Source organism: Rhodococcus opacus B4 (assembly GCF_000010805.1).
Lineage (GTDB): Bacteria > Actinomycetota > Actinomycetes > Mycobacteriales > Mycobacteriaceae > Rhodococcus_F > Rhodococcus_F opacus_C.
Window position 1 is genome coordinate 284,779 of the sequence record NC_012520.1, and the last position, 13,607, is coordinate 298,385.

Consider the following 13,607-nt stretch of genomic DNA (forward strand, 5'->3'; position numbering starts at 1 on the left):
AGTATCGAGTGGTCATCGGATCAACTCACCAACCGCGGACCGGACCTCGGCCGGGTCCGCGAACACGGACGGGGTGACGATCCGATCGACCGAACCATCCCGTTGCACAACGAAACTCAGCGGCAGCACCGGCGGCGCCGCCAAGGCCTGCATCGCCGCCTCGGCTCCGCCGAACGAGGGATAGTGGGCGTCGAGTTCGGTCAACAGCTTCAGGGCCGCCACCGGATCGTCCTGAACGTTGATCCCCGCGACAGGGAGCGAGTCAGGCTGATTCGCATAGGACTCGAGCACGGGGATTTGCTCGCGGCACGGGCCGCACCAGGACGCCCACATGTTGACCACTGTCGGTGCACCGCTCAGTGCGGCACCGAGATCGACCGCCTGCGCCGCCCCCAGGCACCGCGCCGACACCCCACTGAGCACCATGCCCACAGGCTGGGACGGCAGCGGTGTCGGGCACGGCCGCAGCTCGGCCTCGGCCGCCACCCGGGACAGCTCGGCGGCACCCTGGGGCGCACCGGCGCCGGCGACCGAAACAGCGCCGGCACCAGCGGTAACGCGTGCCTCCGGTACGTCGGACTCCTCCGATCGAGGCCAGATCGCCGCGATCAGCGCCACGACCGCGGCCAGGAAAAAGACCAGCCATCGACTCCCAGTTCGCACCGGCGTCCCTTCATGCGTGTAGCGATCGGTCGAGAGCCCACACCCTCAACTACTATTGTGCATAGTAGTTAGCATGGTTCGTCCGCCACCCCACCCTCACGGGGAAGCGACTGCGCCGCAGGTAACCGACCGCACGAGACAACTGCGCGGGCGAAAGAAGGAAACTCATGACGCCGTCACCCCCGGCCGGACACCGTCCGGCGAACGCCGCCCTCGCCACCCCGGCGCCCGGCGGACCCGAATCGGGGTCCCATCCGCCGACCGATACCTCGGTCACGCGGTTGATCCGGCTCGTGTTGCTCTACACCGCGGCACGATTGACGGTGATCGCCGCGCTGGTGGCGCTGCTGATCGGAGTCGACCGGGCCTTCGATCTCGGGCTCCCGCTGATGCTGTCGTCGATGGGCGTGCTGCTGGCCGGTGTCGCCATCTCCGCGGTGGCGTTCCGGTCGCTGCGCCGCCGGATCAATCAGGACGTCAACACGATCGACGACCGGCGGCGCCGCGCCCGCGATCAGCGCTGAACCCCCTGCACGCCGACGCCCCCGCCTGCGGCGGGCGATCATCGTCCTCGGTGTCGGGGTGATCGCCTGGGGCATCCCGAAGGTCGCCGTGGTCGTGTTCACCGGCCGGAACAGTGTGATCACCGAACAGGGCCTGTTCTTCTCCGGCACTGCGCTGGTCACTTTCGGTGGCGCCTACGAATCCTCGCCTTCGTCGCCCAGAAAGCGGTGGAAACCTGCGGCTGGCTCAGCCCCGGCGAGATGGTCCGCGGCTCGGTCTGGCCGAGACCACACCCGGTCCGCTGATCATGGTGGTGCAGTTCGTCGCGTTCCTCGGTGCCTACCGCACACCCGGGCGATCTTCGACCCGTGGGTGGCGTGGCGGCCACCATCGGTGCCCTGCTGACCACCTGGGTGACGTTCGTGCCGTGTTTCGTGTTCATCTTCCTCGGCGCCACTACGTCGAGCGGCTCCGCCACACACCCGACATCCGCACTCAGCGGCATCACGAGCACCTTCGGAATGTCGACGTGGTCCGCGGCCGTGGTCGGGGTGATCGCGAACCTGGCGTTTTGCTTCGCCGTGCACGCCCTCTTCGACGCCTCCCTGCGGCACGGGGGTCGATCCACCTTGCTGGTGCCCGACCCGGACACGATCCGGCCGGTCGTCGCGGTGATCGCGGCGGCGGCCGGGGTGATGATCTATCGCGCTGGTGCTGGTCGGCGGCTACCCGCGGCGCGCCGCGAGGACACCGATCGATAGGACCCGCCGCGACCACACGCTCGTCTGGAGGCAGGATCGTGAAGAAACCGGTGACGGAATCCGGGACTAGGTCTAGGCGTGTGGGGGTTCGCCGGTGACGACGTGGTCGGCGTGGTTGATGCCCTCGAGGATCAGCCGGGATAGGTGGCCGTCGTGGATGCGGTAGATCACCCGCCGGCCCTCCTTGCGGGTGTCGACCAGTCCGGTGAACCGCAGTTTCGCCAGGTGCTGGCTGACCGCGGTCCGCGAGCCCCCGGTCTGCTCGATCAGCGCGGTCACATCGGCCTCACCGCGGGTGAGGATCCACAGGATGTGCAGCCGGGTGGGGTCGGCGAGCATCCGGAAGGTTTCGGTGGCGGTGTCGAGGCGCTCCTGATCCGGTTCGACCGGGTGACTCAGGCTCGCCGCCGGGGCCACCGCCGGGGCCGCTGCCTCGGTCATCGGGTCCATCGCATTACCGCCTTCCCGCCACCACCGCCTCGACGAGCGGCTCGGTCCGTGCCGGCCAGGCCCGTGCGGCGGCCAGTCCTGCGAGTGTAGCGAGCACGGTCAACGTGAGGGCCGCGGCGACCTGCCCGACCTGCGCGCCCACCCACCCGGCGAGCGGGTAGGTGAGGATGAAACAGGCGTGCGAGAGCGAGAACTGGGCGGTGAACACCGCGCTGCGGTTCTGCTCGTCGGATTCGTAGCGCAGCAGCCGCGCCGACGGGGTGTTGATCATCGACGTCCCGGCACCGAGCACGATCCAGATCCCGGCCAGCAGCCCCCACCCCACCGACGGGGTGGGGGCGGCGAAGAGCATCAGCGCGGCCGCCGCCAGCCCGACCGGCAGGATCGCGCACCCGGTGAGCATCAGCCGGCGATCCTCGAGGGCCATCAGCAGCCGCGGCAGCGCCAATGCCACCAGCATCGACCCGCCGCCGAAGCAGCCCAGCGCCACCGCGACCCCGGTGTTCGACCCGCCGAGCAGATCCCGGACGTACACCACGGTGTTGACCACCACCAGGGCGGTCGCGGCGGCGACGACCATGTTCATCGCCAGCAACCCCCGCAGCACCGGGCGGCCCACCATCACCCGCGCCCCGAGGGTGATGCGGTGAAGCAGCGGCACCGACCGGTCCGCCGGGACGGGCCGCGGCAACACCGTCCTCATCACCAGCAACGCCGAACCCACGAACCCGGCGACGGTGCCGAGGAACAGGAAGTTGTAGCTGATCAGTGTCAGCAGTGCCGCCGCGAGGATTGGGCTGAGCAGGGACTCGAGGTCGTAGGCCAGCCGGGACAGCGACAATGCCCTCGTGTAGTCCGCCTCCTGGACCAGCACCGCCGGAATCAGCGACTGGAACGCCGGGGTGAACGTCGCCGACGCCGCCTGCAACACGAAGATCAGCACGTAGATCTGCCAGGTCTGATCCACCAGCGGCAGCGCCGCCGCGATGGCCGCCCGGATGACGTCCGCCCCCACCAGCAACACCTTCCGCGGCACCCGATCGGCGAGCGCCGAGATCACCGGGGCCACCGCGACATAGGCGACCATCTTGATCGCCAACGCGGTCCCGAGCACCGCCCCGGCATCGGCGCCGGCCAGATCGTAGGCCAACAGGCCCAGGGCCACGGTCAGCAGACCCGTCCCCACCAGGGCCACGATCTGCGCGGCGAACAACCGGCCGAACGTGCGATGACGCAACACCTCGAGCACCCCAGGACCTCCAGACCTCTTCACAACGGTTACCGACTCGACCATAATCCTATATGTGCGCACTTGCGCAACCATGTGAGGTTTACGGGTCGGCTGAGGGAGAGGAACGTTCCGGGTAAGAACGCAGGTCAGCGAGGAGTTGTGGTGAGTGCGGCGTCGAGTCTGGAGGTCGAGGATCTGCGGTGGGGCTGGGGCGCCGCCGGATTCGTCCTTGGCTGCGCCGCGGTGCTGGCCTTCACCCCGCTGTACCTGGTGCTGGCCGCGGCCGCGCTCGGGTTGGCCGGGATGGCCGTGTTCCACCTCGCCGGTCACCGCACCGCCGGCGCCCGGCTGGCCTCGTTCGGGCTGGGGGTGCTGATCCCGGCCGCCGCCGGCGCGGTCCTGGTGGGAATCAATTCGTTCTGACAGACGAGTCCATCTGACAGGTAGGGGGAGCACCGTGGGACTGGGGGCACGACTTCTCGGCGACCACCGCGGTCACGCGGACGACGCCAGCGGCGGACTGATCCGCCGGGCACGGCTGTACGAACTCGTCTCCGCGGCCGCCTTCCTCGGCCGGCGCCGCCGGGTCTTCGACCGGCTGGTGTCTCTCAGCGGCGCCGGTCCGGGCGACCGCGTCCTCGATGTGGGGTGCGGCACCGGCTATTTCGCCACCCGACTTGCCGCGGCGATCGAGCCGGGCGGCCGGGCCCAGGGCATCGACCCGTCCTCGCCGATGATCGATTACGCCACCGGGCGGCGCGGCACCGCGCACACCACCTTCTCCGTCGCGGCCGCCGAACGGCTGCCCTTCCCCGACAACTCCTTCGACGTGGTGACCTCGACCCTGGTCATCCACCACATCGCCCCGAACGCCCGCGCCGCCGCGGCACGGGAAATGGCCCGGGTCCTGCGGCCCGGGGGCCGGGTGCTGATCGCCGATTTCCGTCCGCCGACCAACCCGGTCGCGAACCATCTGATCGGGGCCCTCGCCGGGCACGCCATGCAGCACACCCCGATCGACGACTTCGCCGCACTCCTCGACAGGGCTGGATTGCACACCACCGCAACCGGCGAACAAAAGCCCTGGCTGCGCTACCTCCAGGCGGACAAGACCCGGTGAGCAGCGGAGCGAGTGCGGTTCTCATCCTGCATCGCACCGCACTGAGCCCTATCGTGTGCGAATGGGACTGGGACTTCTGATACTCGATCTCCCACGCGCCTGGTCCCGGCACACCGCACTCGACACGGCTGCCGATGCGCTGCGCGAACGCGGAATATACAACTGGTCCAGGCTCGAATTACGCGGCACAGCCGCGACCGGAACAGACCTGGTCCGCCAGTTCACCTTCACGTATTGGGACCCGTCGACCCATGGACGGCAGGTTTACAATCTCAGCTACACCGACCTGTGGGAGCGCCTCGATGCCGCCGACCGCACCACGCTGCTGAGCGTTCTCTCCGGCGGCACCATCGGCTCCCACGTCACCACAACGCTGGCCCGCGTCGCCGGCGACGACTTCCTCGTCCGCGACCGTGAGGGCAACCAAAACCTGCCCCGTAGCCTCCGCCACTTTCTTCGTGCAATGGATGACCACCGCAGGTGAGATGGTCGAGCGGAAGCACAGATCCGAGGATCGGTGGTGGCATCGACGCGCGTGACCGACATGATGTGCAGTCCCCAAGTCTCCGGGCCAGGCCCCCGTAGTGGCACGGGTTCGGCGCCGTGTGTCTGCGTGTCACACGGGCGCTTCACCTTGGAGAGGGGGGTGCCAGAAATCGGGTGTCGGTATTTCCACGAAGGCGCGCGCTTGCCTGAAGTGTTCGAGTTGTTGTGGTCGCACCAGAACTTCCGGTCGCAGCAACCGTTCGAGCTGGTCTGCCGTGAGGAGCCCGCGTGTGACCACGATGTCCGGAATGCTGCGGCCAGTGGAAAGCGACTCCTCAGCAACGGAAGTGGCGGCGGTGTACCCGATGTGCGGGTTCAACGCGGTGATGATGCCGATGGAATGTTCGACATCGGCGCGGAGTTTGTCCGCGTTGGCGGTGATGTCCGGGACACATCGCTCCGTGAGAGCCCGACAGGCTGCACTGAGATGTGTCAGGGATTGAAACAAACTCGAGGCGATGATCGGCTCGAGGGCGTTGAGTTGGAGTTGGCCCCCTTCTGCGGCCAGGCTGATCGTGACATCGTTCCCGATGACTTCGTAGGCGACCTGGTTGACCACCTCCGGCACGACCGGGTTGACTTTGCCCGGCATGATCGATGATCCCGCTTGGACTGCTGGCAAATTGATTTCGCCCAGGCCGGTGCGTGGACCCGAGGAGAGCAGGCGCAGGTCGTTGCAGATCTTCGACAGTTTGACCGCGGTGCGCTTGAGAACTCCGGACAGCTGAACGAATGATCCGACATCTTGTGTCGACTCGATCAGGTCGGTTGCGGTGGTCAAGGGCAGGCCGGTGATGGCACGGAGAGCCTCACAGGCGGTTTCCGCGTACAGCGGGTGGGTGTTGATTCCTGTGCCGATGGCGGTGCCACCGAGGTTGATCTCGGCGACGAGGCGTTCGGCTTCGAGCAGTCGGTCGGCGTCCTCGGTCACCATCACCGCGTAGGTGCCGAATTCCTGTCCGAGTGTCATGGGGACGGCGTCTTGGAGCTGAGTGCGGCCCATCACCACGTCGTGAAACTCCGTCGCCTTGATCGTGAACTCGGTGGCGAGGTCTTTCATTGCCGCTCGGAGGTGATCGATGGCGAAGTGCAGGGTGACCTTGATTGCGGTGGGGTAGACGTCGTTGGTGCTCTGACTGAGGTTGACGTCCTCGAGGGGATGCACCTCGCGGTAGGTTCCGCGAGGGAGCCCGAGTATTTCCAGTGCGCGGTTGGCGATGACCTCATTGGCGTTCATATTCGTCGACGTGCCCGCGCCGCCTTGGATGACATCGACGACGAACTGATCGTGAAACCGGCCGCCGCGGATTTCTCTGCATGCCTCCACGATTGCCGTCATCCGTCGTGTGTCGAGAAGACCCAGCTGATGATTCGTCTGTGCTGCGGCTTCTTTGACGCTGGCCAAGGCGACAATCAATTCGGGGTAGACACTGATCGGGGTTCCCGTGATCGCAAAATTCTCTACCGCTCGGAGTGTGTGAATGCCGTAATAGGCGGAATCGGAGACCGGGCGGGTCCCGAGGAGATCGTGTTCGTCCCGCGTGACAGGTGGAGGGGGCATCGGGCCTTCTCTCTCGAGCAGATCTGAACAAGGCGGATCGGGGATGGGCATGTCGGATGGTGAACAGACTCGGACGGCTGGGGCGGGAAGGCCGCATCGGTCTCACGAGGCTGCGCACGCAAATTTGCTACCCGCTCCGGTCACCCCGGCGCTGGGAGGAGGGGCATTCGCCGTCTCTGGAGGTCCGGTTGCGCCGGCACCGCGACCTCCCGTAACCCCGCTGCAGGAGAGGGCGTCGGTGATGAGCATCCTGGCGTAATCATTTTCGAGTCGGTAGAGCCGGCGAGTGCCTATCCTGCGGGAGGCCACCAAGTGCGCTGCTCTGAGTTGGGCCAGATGCCGAGAGACCGTCGATGCCGGAGTGCCTACTATCGCGGCGATGTCGTTGACCGATCGCTCGCCGCCGGTGAGCGACCACACCACTCGGACACGGGTGGGATCGGAGAAGAGCCGAAACACCTCGACCAGGAAGGCCACATTGGCGTTATTCCACTGCGGCCGCGGTAGGGACCGGGCCGTTGCCTCGTTGTGGTGGAGCATCGAGCCCCCGCTTTCCGCTCAGTGCGTCGTGGTGGAACCCGTGTTGCCGGGGACAATGCGTCGCGACATCGGTGTCGTGATGATCAGGGTCGTTGCGTTCGGGCTGCGACGATTTTCGGTTCGGTGAGTGCTTCGACTGCACTCCACACACCTTCGCGGCCGATGCCGGATCGTTTGACTCCGCCGAAAGGCATGGCATCGATCCGGAAGTCCGGACTCGAGTTGATCAGCACTGCGCCGACCCGGAGCTTGGCGGCCAGGTCCAGAGCGACATCGATATCTTGGGTGAACACGCCCGCTTGCAGCCCGGTATCGACTGCATTGGCCGAATCGATCACCGAGTCGAGGTCGGTGAACGGGTCGATCATGACCACCGGCCCGAACACCTCGTTGGTCCTGATCTGTGCGTCGCGGGGCACGTCGGTCAGCACTGCCGGGGTCACGAACGTTCCGGTGCGGACGCCACCGGTCCGCAACACCGCGCCGCCGTCGACGGCCTCATCGATCCATCCGGTGATGCGGCGCGCCTGGTCTTCGTCGATGAGGGGCCCGATATCGGTGGCCGGGTCTCGCTTACTGCCGACCACCAAAGCTGACGCACCTTCGACCACCCGGTCCACGACAGTGCGGTAGAGACGGTTGTGGACGAATACCCGCTGCACCGACAGGCAGTTCTGGCCGGCCACCCCGAACGCGCCGTCGACAATGGACGCGGCGACTTCCTCGGGGTCGGCGTCCGCGCAGGCGATCCGCGCATTGTTGCCCCCGAGCTCCATCAGGAGTTTGCGGGCGGGCCCGGCGTGCGCGATCAGGTCGGCCGTCGCCGGGCCGCCGGTGAAGGAGACGACGTCGATCGCCGGGTTGGCGACCAGGGCCTGCCCCGCCGTATCGCCGGTGACCACCGCGAGGTACTCCGGTGGTACGCCGCTGGCGAGAAGGACATCGACGAGGGCGAGCGCCGTCACGGGGGTGGCCCCAGAGGGTTTGAGCACCACCGCATTGCCCGCGATCAGGGCGGGCCCGAGCTTGTGCGCCACCAGGTTGAGGGGATCGTTGAATGGGGTGATGGCCGCGACGACTCCGACGGGTTCGCGGGTGTACCAGCCCGTCCAGCCCTCGCCGCGTGGTGTGTCGTCGAACGCGATGCTGCGGCCGGTCAAGGCGGAGGAGGCTTGGGCGGACAGTCGGAGTGTCTCCATCGCCCGGGTGACTTCGCGGTCGGCTTCCCGGAGAGTCTTGGATGACTCCGCCGTGATCAGGCGCGCGAATCGTTCCCGATCGTGTGCCACCCGTGCCGCCGCCTTCTCGATGGCCTCGCGCCGTTGCCACAGTGGCCAGGCTCGCTGCCGGTGGCCGCGGGCGACGAAGGCAATGGCCTTGTCCACTTCGTGGTCGGTGGCATTCATGACGGTGCCGACCAGGGTGCGGTCCTCGGGGTCGTAGACGTGGAGGTGCCGTGCACCGTCTCGCCACAGTCCTTCCCAGAACCCGCCCGCGAGGGGCCGCCACAGTGGGTTCTGCGGTGCGGGTGCGGTGTCGGCTGGGGTGACCGTGGATGTCATACCGACTTCTCCTTGTCATGTACTAGTGCGGCTCGGACGTCATTCCATCGGTGGCAGCGCACCGAATGTCCCGCCGCGATCTCGGTCAACACCGGTTGTTCGGCGCGGCATCGGTCCACGGCGAGCGGGCACCGGGTATGGAATCGGCAGCCGGGTGGCGGGTTGATCGGCGAGGGCGGTTCGCCGGCAGCCTCGGCGTGGCCCGTGCAGGGGTGTGCGTGGGTTGCGGCCGCGAGGAGCGCGAGGGTGTAGGGGTGCACCGATCCTTCGAAGAGGTCGTCGCGGTCGGCGATCTCCACGATCTGCCCGAGGTAGAGCACGGCGACCCGATCGCTGGCGAATCGCACCACGCGCAGGTCATGCGAGATGAGGACCATGGTGAGGTGGTGTTCACGGCGGAGCCGGGTGAGGAGGTTGAGGACCCTGGCCTGTACCGAGGCGTCCAGTGCCGAGGTCGGCTCGTCGCAGATCAACAGTCGCGGTTTGAGGAGCAGGGCGCGGGCGATGACCACGCGTTGCAATTGACCGCCCGAACACTGCCCCGGGTATCGGCCCAGGTAGGTGTCGTCGAGCCCGACCTCCTGCAGCGAGGCCGAGATCGCGAGCCCCCGTTCGGCGCGGGTTCCGATGCGGTGTTGTGCGAGGACGGCGTAGAGGCTGTCAGCGATGGTCATCCGCGGGTCCATCGCGGCGTGCGGGTCTTGGAAGACCAATTGGGCGATGCGCCGCAGTTGTTTTCGCTGAGACTCTTTCATGGTTCGGGTGTCGAGCCCGTCGATGGCGACGGTGCCGGCATCGAGCTCGATGAGCCGGAGTATTGCCCGGGCGATTGTGCTTTTGCCGGAACCGGATTCGCCGACCAGTCCCAGAACCTGCCCGGCCTTGATGGTCAGCGAGACGCCGTCGATGGAGTGCACATGTTCGCGTGTGCGGCGCAGACCGCGGCGGGGCAGGGGGAAGCGTTTGACCGCGCCCTCCATAACGACCATGTCGGGTGCGTGCTCCGCACGACGGTGCGGGGGAGACATCATCATCGAGGTCATGCGGACTCCCCGAGGTGGATGGGTGCCCAGCAGCGGGTGGAGTGTTCGTGGGGCTCGTGCCGGCCCGCAGTGAGATCGGGCTCGGTGGTGGCGCATTGATGTTCCACGTGTGCGGTCGCTGCCACCGAACATCGGGACCGGAAACGGCAGCCCGCCGACAGGTCGCGGGCGGAGCTGGCGTTTCCGGGAATGGCATACAGCTCCCCGGTCGCGGTGGTCTTGAGCATCGAGGCGTTGATGAGGGCTTGGGTGTAGGGGTGCTCGGGTGCGGCGAGGATGTCCGCGGTCGTCCCCTCTTCGACGATGCGCCCGGCGTACATCACGGCGATGCGGTCCGCGATGGCGGAGACGACGCCGAGATCGTGCGAGATGAACAGGACGGACATGCCGAGCTGTGTGCGCTTGGCTGCGATCAGCGCCAGGATCTGTGCCTCGATGGTGACATCGAGGGCGGTCGTCGGTTCGTCGGCGATCAACAGTTGCGGCTGTCCGGCGAGCGCGATCGCGATCATCACTCGCTGTGCGATACCACCGGAGAGCTGGTGTGCGTAGGAGCGGGCTCGGCGGTCCGGTTCGGCGATGCCGACGTCGGCGAGTAGTTCGACCGCGGCCCGTCGTGCCGAGTGCCGGTTCATCCCGAGATACCGTCGCAGCGGCTCCGCGACCTGCGCACCGACTGTGGAGGTCGGGTCCAGCATCCGCTTGGGCTGCTGGAACAGTGCCCCGATTCGGCCGCCCCGCACCTTGTTCATGGCGCGATCGGACAACCCGAGCAGATCGACCCCGTCGAGCGTGATCGCGCTGGCGTTCATCTGCGCGCCGCGCGGGAGCAGGCGCATCAACGACAGCGCGGTCATGCTCTTGCCGGACCCTGATTCCCCGACGAGGGCGAGTATTTCACCGCGATCGATGTGGAAACTCACCTCGTCGAGTACCGGGCTCGTGGGTGCGCCGTCGAACCTTGCCGACAACTTGGTGACATTCAACAGCTCGGGCATGTCATCCTCCGTGGTGCTGGTGAGTGTGTGCGACTGCGACTGCGATTGCGGATGTGTCGTCACGGTGCGTGGTGAGGGTGTTCATCGCGTCACCGAAATGCGCGTCGAGTGCCTCGATCAGGGCAGGCAGGTTCCCGGTGGTGATCAGCCTGAGCAGGTGCTGATGCTCGTCGAGGAGATCGCCACGGCCTTTGTAGGTGCCGACCAACATGTTCAATCCCAGTCGCGTCTGTCCGGCGAGCTGGGCGTACATGGTGGTGAGCCGTTCACTACCCGCCGCGTAGACCGCGATCTCATGGAATCGGAGATCGAACGCCGAGGCCTGTACCCAGTCCTCTCGGTGAATCGCGAGGGACATGCGCCCGAGCGTTTGTTCGAGTTCGGCGATCAGTGAAGCCGGGGCGCCGCGAGTGACGAGCCGAATCAGTGCGGCGCGTTCGACGGTCGCACGGGCGAAGTAGAGATCCTCCAAGTCCTCTGCGGTCAGCACCCGGACGGTGATCCCGCGGTGCGGGGTGCGCACGAGCAGCTCTTCTTGCACCAGCCGTTGCAATCCCTCACGAACGGGCCCGCGGCTCGTGCGGAACTGCGCGGCCAGTTCCACCTCGTTGAGCGGCATACCCGGTGCGAATGTGCCGTCGAAGATGCGTTGACGTATCTGCGACGTCACGACAGCGGCGAGTGTGCGCTTCGGTACATCGTTGTCGGGTGGCGCTTTTCGCATATTCACGGTCCCTCCTTGGCGGTGCTTTGGGCCGGACGGGTGCAGCGTCAGCTCTGGCGGCTGCGGCGGGCGTTGATGCCTTGACCGATGAGGGTCACGCTCAATGCCGTGATGAAGATGGCGAGACCGGGATAGATGACCAGACCCGGTGCGGCGGACATGAAGGGCTGGGCATCGGCGAGCATGGATCCCCAGTCGGCGTCGGGTGGTTGCACGCCCAGCCCTAGAAAGGACAGGGCGCCGACGGTGATGAGTTTGTGCCCGAAGCGCAGTGCCGCGTGTGCGGTGAGCGGGCTCAGTGCGTTGGGAAGGATGTGCCGGAAGACGATGAAGGTGGACGAGCAGCCGAGCGCGCGAGCGGCTTCGATGAAGTCGCGTGAGTCTATTTCCAGCGTCAACCCTCTTGCGAGTCGGGCGAACGGGGTCCATCCGCCGATGACGAGGGCGAGGATCAGCGTCGTGTATCCGGCGCCGAGGATGGACACCAGGAACATGGCCACGATCATTTCGGGAAAGGCGAGCAGGACGTCGGTGACCCGCATGACGAACTGGTCGAGGGCGCCGCGTCGCCTGGCGCAGACGATGCCGATGAGGGTGCCGCTCACCGCGCAGATCGCCAGGGTGATGGCGGCAATCGAGACAGAGAAGCGGCCGCCGTCCATCAGCCGGCTCAGCACGTCGCGGCCGAGTTGATCGGTGCCGAGCCAATGGCTGCTCGAGCTCGGTGCCAGCCGGTCGCTGAGGTTTTGGGCCGACGGGTTGTAGGGCATGATCCACGGGGTCAGCACAAGGATGACGGTGATCGCCACGATGACGGCGATGCCGATGATCAGGCTGACCGGGGTGTTCCGCAGGGCGTGTACGGCCCGGCTCGGGGTGGAGGCGCGGCGTGGGGCGGGTCGCTCTGGCCGGCTGGGCGCCGGTGCAGTCGGGTTGTCAAGCAGGGACATTCGCTGACCTCACCGTCGGATTGATGTAGGTGTACAGCACATCGGTCGCGGTGGTGATGATGACGGCCAGCGCGACGATGCTGATGATCGATGCTTGGATCACCGGGACGTCCCCGTTCATGACGGAGTCGTAGAGCAGCCGGCCCATGCCCGGCACCGCGAAGATGACCTCCACGACGACGGAACCACCGAGCAGACCTGCCAGCCACACCGAGAACAAGGTGACCACGGGCAGGAGCGAATTCCGCACGCCGTGCCGGACCATCGTCTCCCGGAACGTCAGGCCGCGGGCCCGTGATGCGGTGATGTGCGGGGATTCGAGGACGTCGACCATCGAGGCCCGGGTGACTTGCGTGAAGTAGCTCATCGGCCGCAGCGCCAGGGTCAGGCAGGGAAGGATCATCGAGGACGGGCCGGTCCAGCCCGCCGACGGCAAGGCGCCGAGTTTGAGCGCGAACATCAGGATCAGCACGGGGGCGAGCCAGTACTCGGGGATCGCGACGAAAGCTTGGGTGATAGTGGTGATTACGGTGTCCGTCGGTGTGCCCCGCTTGATGGCGGCGATGGATCCGAGGGGCAGGGCGAACAGTAACGCCACCAGCAGCGAGGTGACTGCCAGTATCGCGGTGACCGAGAGTGCGTGCCCGATCATCTCCATGACCGGGGATCGGCTGGTGTACGACAACCCGAGGTCACCGGTGACGGCCTTGGCCAACCAGTCGAAATACTGCACGACGAGCGGCCGGTCGAGCCCGTAGGCGGCGCGGAGACGCTCGACGACCTCCGGATCCATGGTGACGTCGTTGACCCTTGCTCGGAGAATCTTCCGCGCCGGGTCACCGGGGTGATGTACGGGATGAGGAAGACGACGAACGAGACGATCAGCAAGGTGGCGACGAGCACGGACATGCGTCGGACGATGGCGATCACTACACACCTCCTTCGGTATTTCGG

General features: G+C 66.7%; 15 protein-coding genes and 1 pseudogene. 5 read left to right on the forward strand and 11 right to left on the reverse strand.

Annotated features, from left to right (window positions below; genetic code table 11):
- Positions 1 to 12: 12 nt before the first annotated feature.
- A complete protein-coding gene (locus ROP_RS37320; protein ID WP_007296011.1) occupies positions 13 to 663 on the reverse strand; it encodes a TlpA family protein disulfide reductase in 651 nt (216 codons plus the stop codon).
- 167 nt (positions 664 to 830) lie between these two features.
- On the opposite strand from ROP_RS37320, the gene ROP_RS37325 reads away from it, so the two are divergent.
- Entirely contained in the window at positions 831 to 1,187 is a 357-nt protein-coding gene (locus ROP_RS37325; RefSeq protein ID WP_007296010.1) for a DUF4229 domain-containing protein, read from the forward strand.
- Positions 1,188 to 1,502: 315 nt separating this feature from the next.
- On the forward strand, positions 1,503 to 1,928 hold the full coding sequence (locus tag ROP_RS44580) for a chromate transporter (RefSeq protein WP_012686889.1): 426 nt from the start codon (positions 1,503 to 1,505) through the stop codon (positions 1,926 to 1,928).
- Between the two features lie 72 nt (positions 1,929 to 2,000).
- Here ROP_RS44580 and ROP_RS37335 read toward each other — a convergent pair whose 3' ends face one another.
- The gene (locus tag ROP_RS37335; protein ID WP_007296008.1) at positions 2,001 to 2,378 is read right to left on the reverse strand and encodes an ArsR/SmtB family transcription factor; all 378 of its coding nucleotides are present in this window, start codon (positions 2,376 to 2,378) and stop codon (positions 2,001 to 2,003) included.
- Between the two features lie 4 nt (positions 2,379 to 2,382).
- The gene (locus tag ROP_RS37340) at positions 2,383 to 3,627 is read right to left on the reverse strand and encodes an MFS transporter (RefSeq protein ID WP_007296007.1); all 1,245 of its coding nucleotides are present in this window, start codon (positions 3,625 to 3,627) and stop codon (positions 2,383 to 2,385) included.
- Between the two features lie 144 nt (positions 3,628 to 3,771).
- Here ROP_RS37340 and ROP_RS37345 point away from each other — a divergent pair, with 144 nt between their 5' ends.
- The 3 genes from ROP_RS37345 (at position 3,772) to ROP_RS37355 (ending at position 5,213) form a co-directional block, all read left to right on the forward strand.
- Complete coding sequence (locus ROP_RS37345) at positions 3,772 to 4,032, forward strand: hypothetical protein (RefSeq protein ID WP_007296006.1); 261 nt, start codon at positions 3,772 to 3,774, stop codon at positions 4,030 to 4,032.
- Positions 4,033 to 4,066: 34 nt separating this feature from the next.
- Positions 4,067 to 4,729: a class I SAM-dependent methyltransferase gene (locus ROP_RS37350; protein WP_007296005.1), complete on the forward strand. Its 663-nt coding sequence runs from the start codon at positions 4,067 to 4,069 to the stop codon at positions 4,727 to 4,729.
- Between the two features lie 61 nt (positions 4,730 to 4,790).
- Positions 4,791 to 5,213: a hypothetical protein gene (locus ROP_RS37355; protein WP_007296004.1), complete on the forward strand. Its 423-nt coding sequence runs from the start codon at positions 4,791 to 4,793 to the stop codon at positions 5,211 to 5,213.
- Positions 5,214 to 5,345: 132 nt separating this feature from the next.
- Here ROP_RS37355 and ROP_RS37360 read toward each other — a convergent pair whose 3' ends face one another.
- From ROP_RS37360 to ROP_RS37390, 8 genes and pseudogenes are all read right to left on the reverse strand, one after another.
- The gene (locus ROP_RS37360; protein WP_007296003.1) at positions 5,346 to 6,836 is read right to left on the reverse strand and encodes an aspartate ammonia-lyase; all 1,491 of its coding nucleotides are present in this window, start codon (positions 6,834 to 6,836) and stop codon (positions 5,346 to 5,348) included.
- Positions 6,837 to 6,938: 102 nt separating this feature from the next.
- Positions 6,939 to 7,376, reverse strand: a complete 438-nt coding sequence (locus ROP_RS41950) for an ArsR/SmtB family transcription factor (protein WP_007296002.1) — start codon at positions 7,374 to 7,376, stop codon at positions 6,939 to 6,941.
- Positions 7,377 to 7,459: 83 nt separating this feature from the next.
- Positions 7,460 to 8,938 (reverse strand): aldehyde dehydrogenase family protein, encoded by a 1,479-nt coding sequence (locus ROP_RS37365; RefSeq protein WP_007296001.1) that lies wholly within the window; start codon positions 8,936 to 8,938, stop codon positions 7,460 to 7,462.
- Positions 8,935 to 9,981 carry an oligopeptide/dipeptide ABC transporter ATP-binding protein gene (locus ROP_RS37370; RefSeq protein WP_007296000.1) on the reverse strand — a complete coding sequence of 349 codons (1,047 nt, stop codon included), beginning with the start codon at positions 9,979 to 9,981 and terminating at the stop codon, positions 8,935 to 8,937. Before ROP_RS37370 ends, ROP_RS37365 begins: the two co-directional genes overlap by 4 nt.
- Positions 9,978 to 10,979 (reverse strand): ABC transporter ATP-binding protein, encoded by a 1,002-nt coding sequence (locus ROP_RS37375; RefSeq protein WP_007295999.1) that lies wholly within the window; start codon positions 10,977 to 10,979, stop codon positions 9,978 to 9,980. The genes ROP_RS37370 and ROP_RS37375 overlap by 4 nt, the downstream gene beginning before the upstream one ends.
- A 1-nt stretch (position 10,980) precedes the next feature.
- Positions 10,981 to 11,703: a GntR family transcriptional regulator gene (locus tag ROP_RS37380; protein WP_007295998.1), complete on the reverse strand. Its 723-nt coding sequence runs from the start codon at positions 11,701 to 11,703 to the stop codon at positions 10,981 to 10,983.
- 47 nt (positions 11,704 to 11,750) lie between these two features.
- Positions 11,751 to 12,653 carry an ABC transporter permease gene (locus tag ROP_RS37385; RefSeq protein WP_007295997.1) on the reverse strand — a complete coding sequence of 301 codons (903 nt, stop codon included), beginning with the start codon at positions 12,651 to 12,653 and terminating at the stop codon, positions 11,751 to 11,753.
- Positions 12,640 to 13,562, reverse strand: a pseudogene (locus tag ROP_RS37390) (ABC transporter permease). The gene ROP_RS37385 and the pseudogene ROP_RS37390 overlap by 14 nt, the downstream one beginning before the upstream one ends.
- Positions 13,563 to 13,607 lie beyond the last annotated feature (45 nt).

Excerpts from the sequence above, each read along its gene's own strand:
- ROP_RS37325 (WP_007296010.1), top strand. The coding sequence starts at position 831 with ATGACGCCGTCACCCCCGGCCGGACACCGTCCGGCGAACGCCGCCCTC.
- ROP_RS37355 (WP_007296004.1), top strand. The coding sequence starts at position 4,791 with ATGGGACTGGGACTTCTGATACTCGATCTCCCACGCGCCTGGTCCCGG.
- ROP_RS37360 (WP_007296003.1), bottom strand. The coding sequence starts at position 6,836 with ATGCCCCCTCCACCTGTCACGCGGGACGAACACGATCTCCTCGGGACC.
- ROP_RS37365 (WP_007296001.1), bottom strand. The coding sequence starts at position 8,938 with ATGACATCCACGGTCACCCCAGCCGACACCGCACCCGCACCGCAGAAC.
- ROP_RS37370 (WP_007296000.1), bottom strand. The coding sequence starts at position 9,981 with ATGACCTCGATGATGATGTCTCCCCCGCACCGTCGTGCGGAGCACGCA.
- ROP_RS37335 (WP_007296008.1), bottom strand. The coding sequence starts at position 2,378 with ATGGACCCGATGACCGAGGCAGCGGCCCCGGCGGTGGCCCCGGCGGCG.
- ROP_RS37375 (WP_007295999.1), bottom strand. The coding sequence starts at position 10,979 with ATGCCCGAGCTGTTGAATGTCACCAAGTTGTCGGCAAGGTTCGACGGC.
- ROP_RS37380 (WP_007295998.1), bottom strand. The coding sequence starts at position 11,703 with ATGCGAAAAGCGCCACCCGACAACGATGTACCGAAGCGCACACTCGCC.
- ROP_RS37385 (WP_007295997.1), bottom strand. The coding sequence starts at position 12,653 with ATGTCCCTGCTTGACAACCCGACTGCACCGGCGCCCAGCCGGCCAGAG.
- ROP_RS41950 (WP_007296002.1), bottom strand. The coding sequence starts at position 7,376 with ATGCTCCACCACAACGAGGCAACGGCCCGGTCCCTACCGCGGCCGCAG.